General features: G+C 64.0%; 22 protein-coding genes. All 22 read right to left on the bottom strand.

Translation table 11 applies throughout. The features are described 5' to 3' along the window. Positions 1–34: 34 nt before the first annotated feature. The 22 genes from CBW24_RS06670 to CBW24_RS06570 all read right to left on the bottom strand — a co-directional run bounded on the left by CBW24_RS06670 (position 35) and on the right by CBW24_RS06570 (position 21718). A complete protein-coding gene (locus CBW24_RS06670; protein ID WP_088661936.1) occupies positions 35–502 on the bottom strand; it encodes an SspB family protein in 468 nt (155 codons plus the stop codon). Between the two features lie 118 nt (positions 503–620). Further along, positions 621–1271: a DUF1194 domain-containing protein gene (locus CBW24_RS06665; protein ID WP_097373070.1), complete on the bottom strand. Its 651-nt coding sequence runs from the start codon at positions 1269–1271 to the stop codon at positions 621–623. A 122-nt stretch (positions 1272–1393) separates the two neighbouring features. Next, entirely contained in the window at positions 1394–3073 is a 1680-nt protein-coding gene (locus tag CBW24_RS06660; RefSeq protein WP_088661938.1) for a ribonuclease J, read from the bottom strand. 134 nt (positions 3074–3207) lie between these two features. After that, positions 3208–3993: a type III pantothenate kinase gene (locus CBW24_RS06655; protein WP_088661939.1), complete on the bottom strand. Its 786-nt coding sequence runs from the start codon at positions 3991–3993 to the stop codon at positions 3208–3210. 24 nt (positions 3994–4017) lie between these two features. Then, entirely contained in the window at positions 4018–4788 is a 771-nt protein-coding gene (locus CBW24_RS06650) for a biotin--[acetyl-CoA-carboxylase] ligase (protein WP_232530243.1), read from the bottom strand. A 25-nt stretch (positions 4789–4813) separates the two neighbouring features. Continuing rightward, positions 4814–6253: an NADH-quinone oxidoreductase subunit NuoN gene (nuoN, locus tag CBW24_RS06645; RefSeq protein WP_097373069.1), complete on the bottom strand. Its 1440-nt coding sequence runs from the start codon at positions 6251–6253 to the stop codon at positions 4814–4816. Between the two features lie 3 nt (positions 6254–6256). Further along, the gene (locus CBW24_RS06640) at positions 6257–7816 is read right to left on the bottom strand and encodes an NADH-quinone oxidoreductase subunit M (RefSeq protein WP_088661941.1); all 1560 of its coding nucleotides are present in this window, start codon (positions 7814–7816) and stop codon (positions 6257–6259) included. Further along, positions 7816–10053, bottom strand: coding sequence for an NADH-quinone oxidoreductase subunit L (gene nuoL / locus CBW24_RS06635; protein WP_097373068.1), 2238 nt, complete (start codon positions 10051–10053; stop codon positions 7816–7818). Before nuoL ends, CBW24_RS06640 begins: the two co-directional genes overlap by 1 nt. 5 nt (positions 10054–10058) lie before the next feature. Continuing rightward, positions 10059–10364, bottom strand: coding sequence for an NADH-quinone oxidoreductase subunit NuoK (gene nuoK / locus CBW24_RS06630; RefSeq protein ID WP_088661943.1), 306 nt, complete (start codon positions 10362–10364; stop codon positions 10059–10061). Between the two features lie 13 nt (positions 10365–10377). Then, a complete protein-coding gene (locus CBW24_RS18320) occupies positions 10378–10533 on the bottom strand; it encodes a hypothetical protein (RefSeq protein ID WP_157773098.1) in 156 nt (51 codons plus the stop codon). Next, entirely contained in the window at positions 10530–11144 is a 615-nt protein-coding gene (locus CBW24_RS06625; protein WP_088661944.1) for an NADH-quinone oxidoreductase subunit J, read from the bottom strand. The genes CBW24_RS18320 and CBW24_RS06625 overlap by 4 nt, the downstream gene beginning before the upstream one ends. A 4-nt stretch (positions 11145–11148) precedes the next feature. After that, positions 11149–11553 carry a carboxymuconolactone decarboxylase family protein gene (locus tag CBW24_RS06620; protein ID WP_088661945.1) on the bottom strand — a complete coding sequence of 135 codons (405 nt, stop codon included), beginning with the start codon at positions 11551–11553 and terminating at the stop codon, positions 11149–11151. Continuing rightward, the gene (nuoI, locus tag CBW24_RS06615; RefSeq protein WP_088661946.1) at positions 11550–12044 is read right to left on the bottom strand and encodes an NADH-quinone oxidoreductase subunit NuoI; all 495 of its coding nucleotides are present in this window, start codon (positions 12042–12044) and stop codon (positions 11550–11552) included. The genes CBW24_RS06620 and nuoI overlap by 4 nt, the downstream gene beginning before the upstream one ends. Before the next feature lie 4 nt (positions 12045–12048). Beyond that, positions 12049–13086: an NADH-quinone oxidoreductase subunit NuoH gene (nuoH, locus tag CBW24_RS06610; protein ID WP_088661947.1), complete on the bottom strand. Its 1038-nt coding sequence runs from the start codon at positions 13084–13086 to the stop codon at positions 12049–12051. Positions 13087–13099: 13 nt separating this feature from the next. Continuing rightward, positions 13100–13507 (bottom strand): YNQ4 family lipoprotein, encoded by a 408-nt coding sequence (locus tag CBW24_RS06605; protein ID WP_198405258.1) that lies wholly within the window; start codon positions 13505–13507, stop codon positions 13100–13102. Positions 13508–13526: 19 nt separating this feature from the next. Next, the gene (gene nuoG, locus CBW24_RS06600; RefSeq protein WP_097373067.1) at positions 13527–15548 is read right to left on the bottom strand and encodes an NADH-quinone oxidoreductase subunit NuoG; all 2022 of its coding nucleotides are present in this window, start codon (positions 15546–15548) and stop codon (positions 13527–13529) included. 6 nt (positions 15549–15554) lie between these two features. After that, positions 15555–15980, bottom strand: coding sequence for a DUF5333 domain-containing protein (locus tag CBW24_RS06595; RefSeq protein WP_097373066.1), 426 nt, complete (start codon positions 15978–15980; stop codon positions 15555–15557). Positions 15981–16450: 470 nt separating this feature from the next. After that, positions 16451–17746, bottom strand: a complete 1296-nt coding sequence (nuoF, locus tag CBW24_RS06590) for an NADH-quinone oxidoreductase subunit NuoF (protein ID WP_088661950.1) — start codon at positions 17744–17746, stop codon at positions 16451–16453. 18 nt (positions 17747–17764) lie between these two features. Continuing rightward, on the bottom strand, positions 17765–17998 hold the full coding sequence (locus tag CBW24_RS06585) for a DUF5337 domain-containing protein (RefSeq protein ID WP_088661951.1): 234 nt from the start codon (positions 17996–17998) through the stop codon (positions 17765–17767). 59 nt (positions 17999–18057) lie between these two features. After that, complete coding sequence (gene nuoE, locus CBW24_RS06580; RefSeq protein WP_097373065.1) at positions 18058–19560, bottom strand: NADH-quinone oxidoreductase subunit NuoE; 1503 nt, start codon at positions 19558–19560, stop codon at positions 18058–18060. 47 nt (positions 19561–19607) lie between these two features. Next, positions 19608–20819: an NADH-quinone oxidoreductase subunit D gene (locus CBW24_RS06575; protein WP_198405257.1), complete on the bottom strand. Its 1212-nt coding sequence runs from the start codon at positions 20817–20819 to the stop codon at positions 19608–19610. Beyond that, positions 20819–21718, bottom strand: coding sequence for a sulfotransferase (locus CBW24_RS06570; RefSeq protein WP_088661953.1), 900 nt, complete (start codon positions 21716–21718; stop codon positions 20819–20821). Before CBW24_RS06570 ends, CBW24_RS06575 begins: the two co-directional genes overlap by 1 nt. Positions 21719–21726 lie beyond the last annotated feature (8 nt).

The following is a 21726-nucleotide window of genomic DNA, read 5'->3' as shown; positions in this document are numbered from 1 at the left end:
GGGCGGGCGGGGCCCCTGCCCGCGCCCTGCCCTGTTACTTGCGGAAGCTGTCGAGGCTCACCACCTCGGCGTCGCGCTGCTGTTCGGGCTGCGCGTCTTCTTCCATCGGGGCTTCGTCATCGTCGTCATATTCGTCGTCATCGTCATCGTGGCTTTCAAAGCGCAGGCCGAATTCGACGGACGGATCGACAAAGGTCTGGATCGCGTCATAGGGGATATAAAGCGGCTCCGCCTGATCGCCGAAATTCAGCGTGACCGAAAACCCGTCATTGGTGACATCGAGATTGTCGAACCAGTGCTGCATCACCACGGTCATTTCCTCGGGGTAGCGGTCGCGGAGCCAGTCCGCGATGGCCACATCGGGATGCGTCGTATCGAAGGTGATGAAGAAGTGATGTTCCCCCGGCAGGCTGCCACGGGTGGCGATGTCGCTGAGAACCTCCTGAATGAGGCCCCGCATCGCGTTGTGCATCAGTTTTCCGTAGTCGATCGTTCGGGACATGAGACGCGCCGCTTGCCGTGAGTGTTGGATTCGAGGAGAGCATAAAAGCCTTTGCCGGGGAATGACAGACCTGCGCCGCGGGGGCAAGCACGGGGTGCGGCGCTGCAACTCTGCCCGGTTAACCGAGGATCTTGCTGATTTCGCGCAGAATTTTGGCGCGGATGGCACGGGGGTAGTCGCGATGCCCCCGCGCGGTCACGACAAAGCCATCGGCGGTGGTCAGGCGCCAGCGGTAATAATTGGTCAATGACAGGCCCATATGCTCGATCGCGATGCCGTTGATGGTGACGCCCGCACGCTCCGCCGCGCGGCGGGCGGGGGCCGGGGCCAACCCGGCATTCGCGGTGCCGTCGCCGGAAATATCGATCACCTGACGCGCACAGGCGGGGCCTACGCGCAGATGGCCGAGCGCGGCGTGAATCGCATCGCCCGGCGCGGTGCCCGACAGGGTAAAGGCGCGCGGCAACAGGCGGGTGCGCTGCGCCAGCGCGCGCACGGCGGCGGGATCGGTCATGCGCTGCCACGGCAGGCTGAGCGCCTGCGCTTCGGGGCCGGACCATTGCAGGACGGCGACCGCGATCTGCCCTTCGACCAGACGCGCGGCGATTTCGGGATCAGCGAATGCGTCCGCCATGCCGTCGATCTGAAGCCGGTATTCGGCGGCGTCGATGGAACTGGACACATCGACCGCCAGCAGCAGGGCCACATCGCAGGCCCGCGCGGCGGGCGGCGCAAGGATCATCACGACGGAAAGCAGAACGCGCCACATGGGGACCAGTCTGGCCGCAGGCGGGCGCATCTGGCAAGGGGTTTGAAATGCGAAACGCCCCCGCGCGGCGATCCGGCGGAGGCGTTGGCTCGCTTGGGTCGGGGCAGGCCCGCGCGGCGGGATCAGGCCAGACGGCTGATGACCACCGTGACCTCGGGCTTCTTGCCGATTTCCTGCTGGGCGACGTGGCGCACGGCCCGGCGCAGGGCGGTGTCGAGCTTATCATCATCGAGGATCGTGGAGCGGTCGGCACGGCCCAGAAACTGCTCCACATCCGCTTCGATCAGGTCGACCAGCGGCGCGTTGGAGCGTCCGGTTTCCGGCAGACCAACCAGTTCGGCCCACGGCTCCCCCAGCGGGGCGTCGTCTTCGTCAAAGAGCACGGTGAGGAACACCTGCCCGTTGAGTGCTGCGCGGATACGGTCGCGCACGACCCCGTCCAGCGCGCCGATCTTGACCGAGCCGTCCAGATAGGTGCGGCCCGTTTCGACGAATTCCGCAACCTTCGGCGCGGGGCCGGTGAGGTCCAGCATGGTGCCGTTGACGGCGATGGCGCTGGCCATGCCCTTGGCTTCGGCGACCTGCGCGTGACGGCGCAGCATCCGGTGTTCGCCATGCATCGGGATCAGGATCTTCGGCTGCACGATGTCATGCATCGCTTCCAGATCGGGGCGGTTGGCGTGGCCCGAGACGTGGTAGTGGCCGGAGCTGTCGTCGATGACCTCGACGCCTTTTTCGGACAGGCTGTTGATGATCTGGATCACGCCGCGCTCATTGCCCGGAATGGTTTTCGACGAGAACAGGAAGCTGTCGCCTTCCTTCAGCTCCAGCCCCAGATATTTGCCGCGGGCCAGCTGTGCCGACGCCGCGCGGCGTTCGCCCTGCGAGCCGGTGACGATCAGCATCAGGTTTTCGCGCGGGATGTCGCCGGCCTCTTCCGGGGCGATCACGGACGGGAAATCCTGCAACACGCCGGTTTCGATGGCGACGGAGACCATACGCTTCATCGCGCGGCCCATCAGGCAGACGGAGCGCCCGGCGGCAACGCCCGCCTCGGCCAGCGTTTTCACCCGCGCGACGTTCGACGCAAACGTGGTCGCGACGATCATGCCGGGCTGGGATTTCACCAGATCGCGGATGTCGGGGCCGACCGTCACCTCGGACCGGCCCGCATGGGGCACGCCGATATTGGTGCTGTCACAGGTCATGACATGCACGCCGCCCTTTTCGGTCGCGACGCGCTTCCACAGATCGGGGTCGAACGGTTCGCCCACACCGGGCTGGGTGTCGAGCTTGAAATCGCCGGTATGGACAACGCGGCCCGCGGGGGTGTCGATCACCATGCCGGAGCTTTCGGGGATCGAGTGGCTGATCGGCACGAAGCTGACGGAGAAGGGACCGGCTTTCACCTGCTGCGGATAGGCGCCGACGATTTCGATCGCATCGGCATCGGCGCCGTGCTCTTCCATCTTGCGCTGTGCGAGATGGCCGGTGAAGTTGCGGCAATAGACCGGCACGCGCAGGTCGTTCCAGAAATGCCCCAGCGCGCCGATATGGTCCTCATGCCCGTGGGTGATGAAGATCGCATCCAGACGATCCACCCGGTCGATGAGCCACTGCATGTCGGGGAAAATCAGATCGACGCCGGGCGTGGTGTCCATGTCGGGGAAGGTCACGCCCAGATCGACAAGGATCAGACGCTCGCGCCCGGCGGGGCCGTAGCCGTAGACATAGGCGTTCATGCCCACCTCCCCGGCCCCGCCCAGAGGAAGATAGATCAGCCTGTCTGCCGCTTTGTTCATAATGCCCGTTCGTCCTGTTCTTGTTCTTGCGCGTTCCGGGTGGCGTTGCCTGCGCGGGCCGCCTGCCCCGTCGAAAATTCAAATGCAGCGCGCCATGCTGTCAGAGGACGCGACTGTCGGAAACGAAAACGCCGTCACCCCTGCGCCTGAGCCGCCGCGCGGTTATAGGCGTGGATGACGGTGAGACCATGCATGGTCAGGTCGTCTTCGATGCGGTCAAATAACACGTCCCCCTGAGAGAACAAGGGCGCAAGGCCTCCGGTGCCGATGATTTGCATCGGACGGTCCCGTTCGGCGCGAATCCGGTCACAAATTCCACGCACCAGCCCGACATACCCCCAAAACACGCCCGACTGCATGCAGGCGACGGTGTTGGTGCCGATGACGCGGGCGGGCTTGGTGACATCCACATGGGGCAGCGCGGCGGCGGCCTGATGCAGCGCCTCAAGGCTGAGGTTCACGCCCGGCGCGATCACCCCGCCGACATAGGCGCCGTCATCATCGACCACATCGAAGGTCGTGGCCGTGCCGAAATCGACCACGATCAGATTGCCGCCGTGGCGGTCATAGGCCCCGGCGGTGTTGACCAGCCGGTCCGGCCCGACCTGCGTGCCCACATCGACGCGCGGGATATGCGGCAGCGCGCAATCCTCGCGCCCCACGACCAGCGGGCGGGTGTTGAAATAGCGGTCGGCAAAGACGCGAAGGTTGAACACCACGCGCGGCACGGTGGAGGAGATGATGACCGCATCGATGGTCACATCCAGCCCGCGATGGGCCATGAGCGCGTTATACCAGACGTAATACTGATCCGCCGTCCGCTGATGTTCGGTGGCGGTGCGGAACGTGGTCAGGAATTCGGTCCCGTCCCAGATCGCGAAAACGGTGTTGGTATTGCCGCAGTCGATACAGAGCAGCATGGCGCGCCCTCCCAGATCGCGTGGTCAGAAGAAAATCTCGGCCGCTGTGATCCGCCGCACCCCGTGGGAGCCGCGCAGCACCAGCTGGCCGGTCTCGTCAATGGTCTCGAATGTGCCGGTCACGGTTTCGGAGCCCATCCGCGCGGTCACCGGCTCCCCCAGCCGGGCGGCCCGTTCCAGCCACGCGGCGCGCAGGGGGGCAAAGCCGTAGCTGGCGAATTGGCTTTCCAGCCGGGCATAGGCGGGCGCGAGGATGTTCAGGAACTCTTCGGGGTCGATCGCGGTGCCGGTTTCCGACAGAAGCGACACAGGCCGCAGCGCGCCCGGCTCTACCTGTCCGGGATCGGGCGCGGCGGCGAGATTGACGCCGATGCCGATGGCAAGCCCGGCTTGCGCATGGGCGCCCGTGCCGTGGTGCAACCCTTCGAGCAGGATGCCCGCGACCTTGCCGCCATTGAGCAGCACGTCATTGGGCCATTTCAGCGCGAAGGAGCCGGGCCGCCCGGTGGCGGTGACGAAGGCTTCGTGCAGGGCCAGCGCCGCGGTGAAGGAGCGCAGCGCCGCCTGCCCCGGCGCACCGGGATGGCGCAGCACCAGCGTGGCCGCGAAATTGCCCGCCGGATTGGCCCAGGGCCGCCCGCGCCGCCCGCGCGCGGCGGTCTGCATCCGCGCCATGATCCATGTGGGCCCGGACAGGTCGCCAATGCGGCGGGCCGCTTCGGCATTTGTGCTGTCAATTTCATGCAAAATGACCCGACCATAGCGGTCGGGCCATTTCATGTGCGTGTCGGTCATCTGCGTCCCGGACGAGGCCAAGGGGTCAGTTGACGAGGGTCAGCGCGGCAGCACCCGCCAGCCCGTCGACCCCAAAGAGGTTCACGACGCCCAGCAGCATGATCGCGGCGGAGGCCATCAGCACGCCCCATTGGATCATGCCCATGGACCCGTCGATGGCGGCGTCCTCGTCCTTGCCGAAATACATCAGGAAGACGATGCGCAGATAGTAGTAGAGCCCGATTGCGGAGGCCACGGCCCCGGCCACGGCGAGCCAGCCCAGACCGGCATCGACGGCGGCGGAGAACACCGCGAATTTGGCGAAGAAGCCCGCCATCGGCGGCACACCGGCCATGGAGAACATGAGCAGCAGGATCGCCAGCGCCTTGATCGGCTCGCGCTTGGACAGCATCGACAATGCGCCGATCTCGGTCACATGGCGACCGTCACGCTCCATCGTCAGGATGAAGGCAAAGACGCCGATATTCATGGTGACGTAGATCGCCATGTAAAGCAGCATCGACTGCACCCCCGCGGTGGTGCCTGCGGCAAGCCCCACCAGCGCGTAGCCCATATGCGCGATAGAGGAATAGGCCATCAGACGCTTGATGTCGCGCTGGCCGATGGCGGCGATGGAGCCCAAGAACATCGAGATTACGGCGAGGAAGGCGATGATCTGCCCCCAATCCGCCGTTGCCCCGCCGAACGCGCCGTAGACGACCCGCGCCAGCAGCGCCATTGCCGCGACTTTCGGTGCGGTGGCGAAGAAGGCGGTGATCGGGGTGGGCGAGCCTTCGTAGACGTCGGGGGTCCACATGTGGAACGGCGCGGCGGATACCTTGAACGCCAGACCGGCCAGCAGGAACACCAGACCGAACAGCAGGCCGATGGGCAGTTGATCCCCAGCAGCAAGGTAGATGCCTTCGAACTGGGTCGTGCCTGCGAACCCGTAGGTCAGCGAGGCCCCGTAAAGCAGCATGCCGGAGCTGAGCGAGCCCAGCACGAAATACTTCAGGCCCGCTTCGGTCGATTTCACGCTGTCGCGGCGCAGGGCGGCAACGACGTAAAGCGCGAGCGATTGCAGTTCCAACCCCATGTAAAGCGTCATCAGGTTGCCCGAGGACACCATGACCATCATGCCGACCAAAGCGAGCGTGACGAGGATGGGATATTCGAAGCGCAGCAGATCGCGGGTGGTCATGAAGTCCATCGACAGGACCAGCACCACCGCCGCCGACAGAAGCGCCACGACCTTGGCAAAGCGGGCAAAGCCGTCATCGATGAACAGCCCGCCAAACGCCTGCTGCGTGCCCTCGCCCGACAGGCCGACCCAGATCGCCACCGCAACCAGCACGGCGGACGTGGTCCAGACCAGCAGCGGCGCGGCCTTGTCCTTGGTGGTGTAGACCCCGAACAGCAGCGCGGCCATCGCGTAGACCGCCAGCGCGATCTCGGGAAGGATGATGGTGAAATCTGCGGATGTCATCGCTCAGTGATCTCCGGTCTCGGCCACTTGGACCTCTGTAGTGTCGGGGGCGTAGGCGGCCACGTCGGTTTCGATCCCGGCGACCAGATCGGCCACCGTCGGCCCGATCACGTCCGTGACCAGCGCCGGATAGACACCCAGCAGCAGGGTCATGACGACGAGCGGCGCGAAAATCGCCTTCTCGCGGGTGGTCATGTCGGTGATCGACTTCAGGCTTTCCTTGATCAGGTCGCCAAACACGACCCGGCGATAGAGCCACAGGCCATAGGCCGCCGACAGGATCACGCCCGTCGTCGCGACCATCGCCACCCAGGTGTTGACCTGGAAGATGCCCATCAGCGTCAGGAATTCGCCGATGAAGCCCGATGTGCCCGGCAGGCCGACATTGGCCATGGTGAAGAACATGAAGATCGCGGCATAGGCCGGCATCCGGTTCACCAATCCGCCATATGCGTCGATTTCGCGGGTATGCATCCGGTCGTAGATCACGCCGACGCAGAGGAATAGCGCGCCCGAGATGAAGCCGTGGCTCAGCATCTGGAAGATCGCGCCATCGACGCCCTGCTGGTTGGCGGCAAAAATCCCGGCGGTGACGTAGCCCATATGCGCGACGGACGAATAGGCGATGAGCTTCTTCATGTCCGACTGCGCCAGCGCGACCAGCGAGGTGTAGACGATGGCGATGGCCGAGAGCCACAGCACGAAGGGCGCCATGATATCGGACGCCACCGGGAACATCGGCAGCGAGAAGCGTAGGAAGCCGTAGCCGCCCATCTTCAGCAGGATCGCGGCCAGCACGACGGAACCGGCGGTCGGTGCCTGAACGTGCGCGTCGGGCAGCCATGTATGGACCGGCCACATCGGCATCTTGACCGCGAAGCTGGCAAAGAACGCAAGGAACAGCAGCGTCTGCAACCCGCCCACGATTTGGAAGCCCGCGATTTCGAGCCCGCCAGTGGAGAAGTTATGCTCCAGCAGCAGCGCGATATCGGTGGTTCCCGCATCGACATACATGCCGATCATCGCCACCAGCATCAGCACGGAGCCGAGGAAGGTATAGAGGAAGAACTTGAAGCTGGCATAGATGCGGTTTGCCCCGCCCCAGATCCCGATGATGAGGAACATCGGAATGAGGCCCGCCTCGAAGAACATGTAGAACAAGACCAGATCCAGCGCGCAGAACACGCCGAGCATCAGCGTTTCCAGCATCAGGAACGCGATCATGTATTCCTTGACGCGGACATTCACGTTCCAGCTGGCGGCGATGACCAGCGGCATGGTGAAGGTGGTGAGCATCACGAACAGGACCGAAATCCCGTCAACGCCCATCTTATAGGTCAGGCCCAGCAGCCATTCGCGTTCTTCGACGAACTGGAAGCCAGTGTTTTCCGGATCGAACTGGAAGATCACGAACAGCGACACGAGGAAGGTCGCGGAGGTCGCGATCAGCGCCAGCCATTTGGCGTTGCGCTGTGCGGCCTCATCCTCGCCCCGCAGAAAGAACGCCAGGATCAGCGCCGCGATCAGCGGGATGAACGTGATGATCGACAGGAGGTTGTCCATTATTCAGCTCCTCCGCTGATCGCCATCCAGGTGATCAGGACTGCAATTCCGAGAACCATCGCGAATGCGTAGTGGAACAGGTAGCCAGACTGGGCCCGGCCCGCGAGCCGGGTGAAGAAGGGGATGATCCCCATCGCCAGCCCGTTGATGCCGCCGTCGATGACGGTGCCGTCGCCGCGCTTCCACAAGAACCGTGCAAGGCCATGGGCCGGACGCACGAAGATGGCGTTGTAGATCTCGTCGAAATACCACTTGTTCAGCAGGAACTGATAAAGGTGGCTTTGGTTGGCGGCCAGACGACCCGGCAGCGACGGGTTGCGGATATACATCCACCACGCCAGCACCAACCCGAACAGCATCGCAAAGAAGGGCGAGGCCTTCACCAGCTTGGGGCTGGCATGGGCGTCGTCGAGGATGTGGTTTTCCGGCCCGAAGTAGAGCGCGCCATCGCCGGGCTCACCGCCAAAGGCATAATGATGCTCCTCGGCTGCGCCTTCGCCCTCCTCGCCATGTTCGGCTTCGGTGACATGCGCGGCCGGTTCGACAGCATCAGTGGCGGCGTGATCGTCCGCGTCAGCTTCGCCTTCGGCAATGCTGGCAACGGCGGTTTCATCCGTGGCGTCGCCTTCGGCGATGGTCGCCACGACCGGTTCGCCGCCATGCGCGGCCTCGTCAGCCTCGGCATGGGTTTCTTCACCCGCCAGCGGAATGCCGTAGAACTTCGCCACCTGATCGGTATGCCCGAAGAAGGAGCCATACCACAGCATCCCCGCGAAAATCGCGCCGAGCGACAGAACCCCAAGCGGGATCAGCATGACGGTCGGGCTTTCATGGGCGTGCTCATGGGTGTGCTTGTCGCCCCGTGCCTTGCCGTAGAAGGTCAGGAAGATCAGGCGCCACGAGTAGAACGAGGTCATCCCCGCCGCGACGACCAGCAGCACGAAGGCCACCATACCGGCAGGCGTGCCAGCGGCATGGGCGCTTTCGATAATCGCGTCTTTCGAGAGGAAGCCCGCGAAGCCGATGGTGGTCAGCGGAATGCCGACGCCGGTGATGGCCAGCGTGCCGATCATCATTGCCCAATAGGTGTAGGGCAGCTTTTTACGCAGCGCGCCGTAGTTCCGCATGTCCTGCTCGTGATGCATCCCGTGGATCACGGAGCCCGCACCAAGGAACAGCATCGCCTTGAAGAAGGCGTGGGTGAACAGGTGGAACATGGCGGCGGAATACATGCCGACACCGGCGGCGACGAACATGTAGCCCAGCTGCGAACAGGTCGAATAGGCGATGACGCGCTTGATATCGGTCTGCACCAGCCCGACGGAGGCCGCGAACAGCGCCGTGAACCCGCCGATATAGGTGATGAAGGTCGTGGCCTCGGGCGCGAATTCCATCAGCGGCGACATGCGGCAGACAAGGAACACGCCCGCCGTCACCATCGTCGCGGCGTGGATCAGCGCGGACACGGGCGTCGGGCCTTCCATCGCGTCGGGCAGCCAGGTGTGCAGGAACAGCTGCGCGGATTTCCCCATCGCGCCGACAAACAGCAGGAAGGCGATAAGGTTCGCGGCGTTCCATTCCGTCCAGAGGAAGGTGATCTGGGTTTCGGCGATCTGCGGCGCGGCGGCGAAAATGTCGTCGAACGCGATCGAATCCACGAGGAAGTAGAGCCCGAAGATCCCCAGCGCGAAGCCGAAATCGCCGACGCGGTTGACGATGAACGCCTTCATCGCGGCGGCCCCGGCGGACGGCTTGCGATAGTAGAAGCCGATCAGAAGATAGGACGCGACGCCCACGCCTTCCCAGCCAAAGAACATCTGCACAAGGTTGTCGGAGGTCACGAGCATCAGCATCGCGAAGGTGAAGAAGGACAGATAGGCGAAGAAACGCGCCTTGTAGTTCTCGCCTTCGCGGAAATTCTCGTCATGCGCCATGTAGCCGAAGCTATAAAGATGCACGAGCGCGGACACGGTGGTCACGACGATCAGCATGATCGCGGTCAACCGGTCCATGCGGATCGCCCAGTCGGTGGCGAGGCTGCCGCTTTCGATCCAGCGCATGATCTGGATTTCTTCGGTCGTGCCATCGAAGCCAAAGAAGACGATCCAGCTGAGCAGCGCGGCGAGGAACAGCAGGCCCGTGGCGATGACCTGACCGGCCTGCTCGCCGATAAGACGCCAGCCGAACCCACAGATGAGCGCCCCGATCAGCGGGGCGAAGAGGATGATCGTTTCCATCTGCCTCAGCCTTTCATGTTATTGACGTCTTCCACCGCGATCGTGCCACGGTTGCGGAAGAAACAGACGAGGATGGCAAGGCCGATGGCGGCTTCTGCCGCGGCGACGGTCAGCACGAACAGCGTGAACACCTGCCCCGTCATATCCGACAGGAAGGCGGAGAAGGCGACGAGGTTGATGTTGACCGACAGCAAGATCAGTTCGATCGACATCAGGATGATGATGACGTTCTTCCGATTGAGGAAGATGCCGAAAATCCCGATGACGAACAGCGTCGCTGCGACGGTGAGATAGCTTTCAAGTCCGACCATCTGTCCTTGTCCCTCAGTTCAGTATGCCCATGCCGCCGAAGCCTGTGGCCCCCAGCGTCAGGGCGAATGCGGGTATAAACACCCGCTTGTTCCGTTTGCGCCGCACGGCGGCGACAGGCGAGATCGCCAGCGCAATGCCGATGGCGATCCCGCGTTGCCAGAGGATCAAAGCCCCTGGCCGGGTTTCACGTCGCGCAGCTCCATTGCCTTGGCCGGATCGCGATACATCTGCGCCAGCACATTCTGGCGCTTCACGTCCGGGCGGTGGCGCAGGGTCAGCACAATGGCCCCGATCATCGCCACCAGCAGGATCAGACCCGCCAGTTGGAACAGCACCAGATACTGGTCATAGACCAGCAGGCCGAGCGCTGCGGTGTTCTGCATTTCCGAGGCCGGGATGTCGCCCAGCGTCGCCGCGCGTTCCACGCCGTCCGCGGTGGTCCATGCGCCATAGGCCATGCCCAGTTCCAGCAGCAAGATCACCCCGATCACCAGCGCCAGAGGCATGTATTTCGCCATCTCCGCGCGCAGTTCGGCGAAATCCACATCCAGCATCATGACGACGAACAGGAACAGCACGGCCACCGCGCCGACATAGACGATGACCAGAAGCATCGCGACGAATTCCGCGCCCAGCAGGACAAACAGCCCCGCCGCGCTGAGAAACGCCAAGATCAGCCACAGCACCGAATGCACCGGGTTGCGCGCGACCACCACGAGAAGTCCGGCAAGGACGATGGTGATGGCGAAGGCGTAGAATGCAAGATCTGCGACACTCATGGCGCTACTTTTCCTCTTTCTCGGCGATGACGCTCTGCGCAAGCTCCATCGCCTTGGTCATGGCCGGCACGCCGCCGAACAACGCCATCTGCGCGATGGTGCCGGCGATTTCCTTATCGGTTGCCCCGGCCTCCAGCGCGTGGCGCACCGTCGTCTTGATCTGGGCCTCGGCCTGCGCGCCCAGCACGGTCAGCGCCCCCAGCGTCAGCAACAGGCGGGTCTTGGCGTCCAGCCCGTCAGCGTTGAAGGTCTTGCCGAAATACATCTCCATCATGTCTTTCGGCATGGTGGGAAACAGGTTCTCGAACCCCTTGCCCTGGAAGGCTTCCATCGCAGGGTTGAGCGTGCGGGTCATCTGCTGGCCCTGCTCCCACATCTGCTGGAAGAGTTTCGAGAAATCATTGGTCATCGGTACGGGGCATCCAGCTCTAGGTTGCGGGCGATCTCGGCTTCCCACCGTTCCCCGTTTTCCAGAAGCTTGGTCTTGTCGTAGAACAGCTCCTCGCGGGTTTCGGTGGAGAATTCGAAATTCGGCCCCTCGACGATGGCATCCACCGGGCAGGCTTCCTGACAGAAGCCGCAATAGATGCATTTCGTCATGTCGATGTCGTAGCGCGTGGTCCGGCGGGAGCCGTCCTCGCGCGGTTCGGCATCGATGGTGATGGCCTGCGCGGGGCAGATCGCCTCGCACAGTTTGCACGCGATGCAGCGTTCTTCGCCATTAGGATAGCGGCGCAGCGCGTGTTCACCGCGAAAACGCGGGCTGAGCGGGCCCTTCTCATGCGGGTAGTTCAGCGTGGGCTTCGGCGCGAAGAAGTAGCGCATCCCCAGTTTGAAACCGGCAAAGAAATCCGCCAGCAGGAAATATTTGGTCGCGCGGGTCCAGTCGATTGCGGTCATGTGATCAGCCTCCGGTGGTCCAGCGCGCATAGGCGCCCCAGAACGCGCCGTAATGCGCAAGGAAGGAAACAAGGACGACCCAAGCCAGCGAGAAGGGCAGGAAAACCTTCCACCCCAGACGCATCAGCTGGTCGTAGCGATAGCGGGGCACGATGGCCTTCACCATGGCGAACATGAAGAAGAAGAACGCCATCTTGGCCACCATCCACAGCGCGCCGTCGGGCAGGCCGGGAATGGGCGACAGCCAGCCGCCGAAGAACAGGATCGAGGTCAGCGCGCACATCAGGAAGATGGCGATATATTCTCCGGCCATGAACAGCAGGAACGGCGTGGAGGAGTATTCCACCTGATAGCCCGCGACGAGTTCCGATTCAGCTTCGGGCAGGTCGAAGGGCGAGCGGTTGGTTTCCGCCAGCGCCGAGATGAAGAACAGGAACACCATCGGGAAATGCGGCAGCCAATACCAGTTCAGCAGCCCCAGATCGCCATCCTGCGCCCGCACGATGTCGGAGAAGTTGAGCGAGCCGGTGGAGATGATGACCCCGATGATGATCAGGCCGATCGAAACCTCATAGGAAATCATCTGCGCGGCGGAGCGCAGCGAGCCCAAGAACGGGTATTTCGAGTTCGACGCCCAGCCGCCCATGATCACGCCGTAGACCTCCAGCGAGGAGACGGCGAAGACGTAGAGCACGGCCACGTTCATGTTCGACAGCACCCAGCCGTCGGAGAAAGGAATCACCGCCCACGCGATCATGGCGAGCACGAAGCTCGTCAGCGGGGCGAGCATGAACACCACCTTGTCGGAGCCGGCCGGAATGACCACTTCCTTGGTGACGTATTTCAGCGCGTCGGCCACCGACTGCAGAAGCCCGAAGACCCCCACGACGTTCGGCCCGCGGCGCATCTGGACCGCGGCCCAGACCTTGCGGTCACCATAGACCAGAAACAGCAGGCTGATCATCACGAACGCCACAACGAGCAGGCATTGCAGCACGATCAGCAGCAGGCTTCCAAAAGGGGTTGCTATGAATTCTGCCATTCTGCCTTCATCCTCAGACCGTGGGTATTCCCCGTTCGGTGCAGTCGGCCACCGTCACTTCCGCGTCGATGGTCTGTAGCCCCTGGGGGAGTGCTGGCGAGATGGTGTAAACAGCATCCGCCCGCCAAATGCCACCCTCTTCCGCTGTCCTTGTCCGCACGTGACGTGCAAAACCGTAACCTCGGATCAGGGTATATTGCGCTGCAGCGCAGCGCGCGTAGTCTTCGACATCGCGGGAGCCCCGCGCGCCGCTCATTTCCACAACAAAACTCACCAGATCACCGTCCAGCAGCCGCGTGTCGATTCCCCGGTATCCCGGTTCGAACACACCTTCGGCGCTGCGGGACGCATCCGTTTCCCCATCACTACAGGCTGCAAGCGCGAGCGCCGAGCAGACAGGCAGCCAGAGAGAACGGAGGATCCGGGCCACGCGGTCACCGTCACTCGGCCGCGATCGGCGCGGAGTGACGGGCGCGGGCGTTCTGCGACAATTCCGCCATCAGCTGCGAGGCGCGCGCAATCGGGTTGGTGAGGTAGAAATCCGTCACCGCGCCGCGGAAGCCCGCATCGCCAAATGTGCCCGCGTCCAGCGGCTGCCATTCGTTTTCCATCAGCTCATCGACCAGCGCCAGATGCGGCACCGCGTCGACCATCTGCTGGCGCAGCTGTGCCATGCTGTCGAAGGGCAGCACCGCGTCCAGTTCCGCCGAAAGCGCGCGCAGGATGGCCCAGTTTTCCTTGGCCTCGCCGGGGGCGAAACCGGCGCGGAATGCCAGCTGCGGGCGGCCTTCGGTATTCACGAAGAGACCGTTTTCCTCGGTATAGGCGGCTCCGGGCAGGATCACATCGGCGCGGTGCGCACCGCGGTCGCCGTGGCTGCCCTGATAGATCACGAAGGCGCCTGCGGCGATTTCGATCTCGTCCGCGCCGAGGTTATAGATCACATCCGCGCCGTCGATGGCGGCATCGAGCCCGCCTTCGGTCACGGCGCCCAGATCCATCGCGCCGACACGGCTGGCGGCGGTGTGCAGCACCAGAAGACGGCTGTCGGTCTGCTCGGCCAGTTTCATCGCGGCGGCCAGAACGGCAGCGCCGTCGGCTTCGCGAATCGCGCCTTGGCCGACGATGATGACCGAAGGCTCCTCGCGGACCTTGTTGAAATCGCGGTCGAGCAACTCCTGCAACGCCTTGCGATCCGTGCCGACGTGATGGTGGTCATAGGTCAGATCGGCGGCCTCACCCAAGAGGCCCACTTCGGCACCGTGCAGCCACGCCTTACGAATGCGGGCGTTCAGGACGGGTGCCTCGATTGCCGGGTTGGCGCCGATGATCTGGATGTGGCGGGCGTGATCGATATCCTCGATCGACGCGGTGCCGACATAGCCCGAGCGGTTGCCCGCGGGCAGTTTCGCGCCATCGGTGCGGCATTCGACGGAGCCGCCCTGCCCTTCGACCAGTTGCTTGAGCGCATAGATCGCCTCGGCCGGGGCCAGATCGCCAACCAGACCGGCAAGCTTCGACGCGCCCTTGATCGCGGTGGCGGCGGCGGCGAGCGCCTCACCCCAGCTGGCCGGGCGCAGTTTGCCGTTCTCGCGGATATAGGGCCGATCGAGACGCTGGCGGCGCAGGCCGTCCCAGACAAAGCGCGTCTTGTCAGAAATCCATTCCTCGTTCACGCCGTCATGGTTGCGCGGCAGGATGCGCATCACTTCGCGGCCCTTGGTATCGACCCGGATGGAGGAGCCGAGCGCATCCATCACATCGACCGACTCGGTCTTGGTCAGTTCCCACGGGCGGGCGGTAAAGGCGTAAGGCTTCGACACCAGCGCGCCCACCGGGCAGAGGTCGATGATGTTGCCCTGAAGGTTCGAATCCAGCGTTTCGCCCAGATAAGCGGTGATTTCCGCGTCCTCGCCCCGGCCGATCTGGCCCATCTGGGTGATGCCCGCAACTTCGGTCGTGAAGCGCACGCAACGGGTGCAGGAAATGCAGCGCGTCATATGCGTCTCGACCAGCGGGCCGAGGTCCAGATCCTCGGTCGCGCGCTTGGGCTCGCGGTAGCGGGAGAAATCCACGCCATAGGCCATCGCCTGATCCTGAAGGTCGCATTCGCCCCCCTGATCGCAAATCGGGCAATCGAGCGGGTGGTTGATGAGCAGGAACTCCATCACCCCCTCGCGGGCCTTCTTCACCATCGGCGAGTTGGTCTTGATGACCGGCGGCGCGCCTTCGGGACCGGGGCGCAGATCCTTGACCTGCATGGCGCAGGACGCGGCAGGTTTCGGGGGACCGCCCACGACTTCGACCAGACACATCCGGCAGTTGCCCGCGATCGACAGCCGCTCATGGTAGCAAAAGCGCGGGATTTCGATCCCGATCTGCTCGCAAGCCTGGATCAGGGTCATCGCCGGATCGACTTCCAGCTCTTTGCCGTCAATGATGATCTTTCGAAGGTCGGTCATGTTGGCTCACTTCGCTTTCAGCAGCGCACCGATCTGGGAATTGGCCGCGATCTCGGCGCGGCCCACGGTGCAATAGGTCTCGGGTCGGGCGCTTACCGCGCCTTTGGCCGCCAGATAATCGGCGGCGCGCTTTTCCAGTCGTTTCTTGTCGGCCTTGCTGTCGACGAAATCGTCGATCTCGCGCTTGGAATAGCCCTGCTGGCGGGCGTGGCTTTCCAGCGAGTTCAAAAAGCCGAGCGCCTTCAGCATGCGCGCGTCGATGGACGGGCATGTTTTGCGGATCTCATCCGCGGCGGCAATGGCGAACAGGCCGTCATTGATGGTCTTGTTTTCCGACAGCGATGCGGCGGCGCCATGGGTGGCCGACATCATCAGGACGGGTGCCACGAAGGCGGACAGCGCAAGGCTGCGGGTGGTGCGGCGAATGGTCATGCGTAACGGTCTCCTGTGAAGGCAGCGGCGCGAAGCTCGTCTGCCGTCTGACCCGTGACCGGCACGGGGGCGGAGCGTCTTGCGCGCTCCTGTCCCCAAGGCGCGACCAAGGGTCGGGTGATCCCACATTTGTCCCATCGTGTCATTATGGCCCGTGACCGGGCGCTTGTTATCCGTGCCCGTTTGCGGGCCTGTGCGGCGAGCGCCCGTTTCCGGACGATCGATCCCTGCGTGGCGCCTCTGCGGGCGGTGATCCATGCGGGGAGTATCGGCGTCGTGATCGGTCCATTCCGCGCCGAGGTCAAGCCCCGCGCCATGCACGATCCCGGTATCGGGGCGCGCATGAACCACGCCGCGCAACCGCCCTGCCCCACGCGACAAATCGCGCGCCGCCCCGGCGCAAAGGCCGGGCTGCGGGGCGAGATCGCCGTTGGGGGAGGAAGGCTGCATCATGTCAGGGGTCCGACCGCTTATTCCGCGGCGACGGCGCTGACGCGCCCCGTGCGCTTATGCTTGATACGGTCTTCGATTTCATTGCGGAAATGACGGATCAGACCCTGGATCGGCCAGGCCGCCGCATCGCCGAGCGCACAGATGGTGTGGCCCTCGACCTGCTTGGTCACGTCGAGCAGCATGTCGATTTCCTCGACCTCCGCCTCGCCCGTGACCAGACGGTCCATGACCCGCATCATCCAACCGGTGCCTTCGCGGCAGGGCGTGCACTGGCCGCAGCTTTCATGCTTGAAGAACTTGGTCAGGCGCCACACGGCCTTTACCACGTCGGTGTCGTTGTCCATCACGATCATGCAGCCGGTGCCGAGCGAGGATTTGTTCTCGCGCATCCAGTCGAAATCCATGATCGCGTCTTCGCAGGCCTCAGCCGGCAGGATCGGGCAGGACGCGCCACCGGGGATGATCGCTTTCAGGTTTTTCCAGCCGCCGCGAATGCCGCCGCCGTGCCGCTCGATCATCTCCTTCATCGACATCGACATGGTTTCTTCGAAAACCGAAGGCGTGTTCACATGGCCGGTGATCGCGAACAGCTTGGTGCCCGCGTTGTTAGGCCGCCCGAAGGAGGAGAACCATTCGCCACCGCGCCGCAGGATCGTCGGCACGACCGCGATCGACTCGACGTTGTTGACGGTGGTGGGGCAGCCATAGAGACCCGCACCCGCAGGGAATGGCGGCTTCATCCGCGGCATGCCCTTCTTGCCCTCAAGGCTTTCGATCAGGGCGGTTTCCTCGCCACAGATATAAGCGCCCGCGCCGTGATGCAGGTAGATGTCAAAATCCCAGCCGGAGCCAGAGGCATTGCGGCCCACGAGCCCCGCGTCATAAGCCTCGTCAATCGCGGCCTGAAGCGCCTCGCGTTCGCGGATATATTCGCCCCGGATGTAGATATAGGCGGCATGCGCGCCCATGGCGAAACTGGCGATCAGGCAACCTTCGATCAGCGTATGCGGATCGTGGCGCATGATTTCGCGGTCCTTGCAGGTCGCGGGCTCGGATTCGTCGGCGTTGACGACCAAATAATGCGGACGCCCGTCGCTTTCCTTCGGCATGAAGGACCATTTCAGCCCGGTGGGAAAGCCAGCGCCGCCCCGGCCCCGCAGGCCGCTGGCCTTCATTTCGTCGATGATCCAGTCGCGGCCCTTTTCAAGGATGCCGGCGGTGCCGTCCCAATGGCCACGCTTCTGCGCCCCGGCAAGGGTGCGGTCGTGCATGCCGTAGAGGTTGGTAAAGATCCGGTCCTGGTCTTTCAGCATTGCGGTGTCCTTCGGGTCTTACTGACGGCTTTTGCGCCAGATCTGATAAGTCACGATCATCGCCCAGAGAAATCCGGCGAGCGCGGCGAGGTCGAAAAAGGCCATGGTCGAATGGCTCCAGCCGAGGCTGACGCCCAAAGCATTGGCACCGATCCACAACAGCCCGGTCACGGCGATGACGATCGCCACCAACCGGCCACGCCGCGCGGTTTCCGCACGGCGTTCGTCGGGGGAGAGCCGGGAGCCGGTCATTGCCGGGCTCCGGTCCGCGCGCCCCGGCGCAGAGAGATGTCAGGCCGCTGCATCATGGGTCAGTATACATCACCCTTGTCGACGCGTTTGGAAAACTCGGTATCGCCACCAGCGGCGAGGGTCTTGGCCTGTGCGACCCAATCGTCACGGGTCACGCGGCCCTTGAAGCCGACCAGATGGGTATCCACCCACGCGATTTCATCCTGCGACCAATTGGCGATCTGCTCGAAATGATAGATCCCAAGCTCGTTCAGCTGGGTTTCCAGTTTCGGACCGACGCCCTTGATTTCCTTCAAGTTGTCGGCCTTGCCATCGCGCGGGCCATCCAGCGCCTCGGGGCGGGTGCCTGCTTCGGCATCGTCTTCGGAGGCGTTGGGGGTTTCCTCGGCCTCGACCACCGCCTTCAGGTCGTCGGTTTCGTCCGCGCCGGTGCGATCCGTCGTGGTTTCCGCCGCGTCGGTGGAGGATTTGGCAGAAGCCGTGTCCGTGCTGCCGGACGTGCCGGAGGATGCCGCGCCCGTGTCGCCCGCGTCGACGCTGGGGTCTTCGGGGGTCTCGGCGGGCGGGTTCGCGGTGCCTTCGGACGTGACGTGATCGGTGCCCGCTGCGGCGGCCTTATCCTCGGCGCCGGTGTCGCTGCCGTCCTGCATGGACTGACCGCGCGCGGTGTCGGGGGTGTCGTCGCCCTGCTCGGCGGGGGTCACATCCTCGGCCACTTCGGCGGCGGAATGCACCGGGGCTTCGCGTTTGTCGATGCCGGTATCGTCGACGGATGCACCGGCGGAGCGGGTATCGTCATCCTCGGCGTCGGTTTCGGGGATCGGCGCTTCGGACCCGGCTTTCTTGCCAGCCCCGTCCTGCTGCCACGGGGTCAGAAGCGGCACTTCGGTGCCGTCGATCCGTTTCAGCGTGTCGCCCAGATCCAGCGCCAGCGCGACGGAGGCGTTGCGCTCCAGCCGGTCATCGGCACCTTCGGTCAGCACGACCGGCCCGCCCAGCGGCTCGGAGGAGAACCGCCCGTTCTGCGGACCCGGCACCGGCACCTCGCCCTGTGCCATCGCATCCAGCATGTCGGCCAGCTTTTCGGCGGTGAGATCTTCGTAATAGTCCTTGCCGATCTGCGCCATCGGCGCATTCGTGCAAGCGCCCAGACATTCGACCTCTTCCCACGAGAATTTGCCGTCGGCGGAGACCTGATGCGCCTTGGGGGCGATCTTGTCCTTGCAGACCGCGATCAGATCCTCGGCGCCGCAGATCATGCAGGACGTGGTGCCGCAGACCTGAATATGCGCGACGGTGCCCACAGGCTGAAGCTGGAACATGAAGTAGAAGGTCGCGACCTCCAGCACCCGGATCGAGGCCATGTCGAGCATCTTCGCGACGGTCTCGATTGCCGGACGCGACAGCCAGCCTTCCTGTTCCTGCGCGCGCCACAGCAGCGGAATGACCGCGGATGCCTGACGCCCCTCGGGATACTTGGTAATCTGCGCCTGCGCCCATTCAAGGTTGGCGGGCGTGAAAGCGAAGCTCTCGGGCTGGTCGTGATAGAGACGGCGAAGCATTCAGACAAACTTTCCCTTGCAGTCGGCAGGACGGGCGAGCGCGGGGCTCACCGGTCGACCTCGCCGAACACGATATCCATGGTGCCGATCAGGGCGGCGACATCGGCCAGCTGGTGGCCCTTGGACACATGGTCCATCGCCTGCAGGTGCAGGTAGCCGGGTGCGCGCAGCTTGATCCGGTAGGGTTTGTTGGTGCCGTCGGACACCATGTAGACCCCGAACTCGCCCTTGGGCGCCTCGACCGCGCAATAAACCTCGCCCGCCGGGACGTGGAAGCCCTCGGTATAGAGCTTGAAATGATGGATCAGCGCTTCCATCGAGGTTTTCATGTCGCCACGGGCGGGGGGTGTCAGCTTACCGCGCACCAGAACTTCGCCCGGCTCCGCGCGCAGCTTGGTCACCGCCTGTTTAATGATCTTCACGCTCTCGCGCATCTCCGCCATGCGGCACAGGTAGCGGTCATAGCAATCGCCGTTCTTGCCGATGGGGATCTGGAAATCGAATTCATCATAGCATTCGTAGGGCTGCGCGCGGCGCAGATCCCATGCCATGCCGGAGCCGCGCACCATCACGCCGGAGAAGCCCCAATCGAGCGCCTCCTGTTCGCTGATGATGCCGATATCCGCGTTGCGCTGCTTAAAGATCCGGTTTTCGGTCAGCAGTTCGTCGATATCATCCAACCGCGCCGGGAATTGTTCGGCCCACGCCTCGATATCGTCGATCAGCGCGGGCGGCAGATCCTGATGCACGCCGCCGGGCCGGAAATAGGCCGAGTGCAGGCGCGCGCCACAGGCCCGCTCGTAGAAGATCATCAGCTTCTCGCGTTCCTCGAAGCCCCAGAGCGGCGGCGTCAGCGCGCCCACATCCATGGCCTGCGTGGTCACGTTCAGCAGGTGGTTCAGAACCCGGCCGATTTCGGAGTAAAGCACCCGGATCAGCGACGCGCGGCGCGGAATATTCGTGCCGGTCAGCTTCTCGATGGCCAGACACCATGCATGTTCCTGATTCATCGGAGCGACGTAGTCGAGCCGGTCCAGATAGGGCAGGTTTTGCAGGTAGGTCCGGCTTTCCATCAGCTTCTCGGTGCCGCGATGGAGCAGGCCGATATGCGGGTCGCAGCGTTCCACGATCTCGCCATCGAGCTCCAGCACCATGCGCAGCACGCCGTGGGCCGCGGGGTGCTGCGGGCCGAAGTTGATGTTGAAGTTGCGGATTTGCTGCTCGCCCGTCAGGGCGTCGTCGAACTTCGATCCGTCCATCATCCTTGCACCTTCATCCTCATGTCGTTCCATTTCGCCGGAATCCGCCCCATGCGGGCCTCGACGGCGGTATATTGCGGGGCGAGGGCCCGGCGCGCGTCAGCGGCCAGATCCTCGGGCAGATCCACATGCACGCCGGCATGTTGAATCCTGTCGAATTTCGCGGGCGCCGCGCGCAACCCAAGGAAGGCGCAGAGCCGGTCGATCTCGGGCTTCGAGAACAGTTCCTCATAAAAGCCCAGATAGGTGGCCTCGGCAGGCACGGCGCGGTCGAGCCGCGCGATCATGCCCGCATAGTCGGACCGCAGCATCGCCGGGTTGCGAGGCCGGTCCAGCGCGGCACGCATCTCCTCGACCGCGGCCTGCGCCAGCTTGCCCTGATCGCGGCTGCCCACGCGGCGGGCGGCGACCATGCGCACGTTGGACCACAGCCGGGCCACGGGATCGCGCATCAGAAACACGAAGCGCGGGCGCATTCCGCCCCGCAGCCCCGCCATCCGGCGCAGCATCTTCTCGCCCATCAGCGAATAGGCGGGCGTGATATCCCCGACCAGAGCGCGGTCGCCCCGGATTTCGGACATCCACGCCATGTAGCGGTCCACGTCCAGCCCATTGCCAATCAGCGCCATCAGCTGATCGTGCCCCTCGACGCGCGCTTTCTGCGCCGCGAATTTGGGGGTGCCGTTTTCAGCCTTACGCATCCGCTCCCGGTGGCGCGTTCGGCTTTCGGTCAGCTGGTCCATCCGCGCCAGAACCTGCCCGTTTTCAAGCGTGTTGAAGAAGTGCAATTCCTTCACCGCAGGCATCGCACAATCGGGATGCTCCGCCAGATAGCGGTAGAGCCAGCTGGTGCCGGCCTTGGTCGCCCCGACCCCGAACATGAGCACTGGTTCGGCCATGCGCGCTA

It is taken from the genome of Pacificitalea manganoxidans, assembly GCF_002504165.1.
Classification (GTDB): domain Bacteria; phylum Pseudomonadota; class Alphaproteobacteria; order Rhodobacterales; family Rhodobacteraceae; genus Pacificitalea; species Pacificitalea manganoxidans.
Note: the sequence above shows the minus strand (reverse complement) of the source record. Positions and strands in the feature narration are given on the sequence as shown.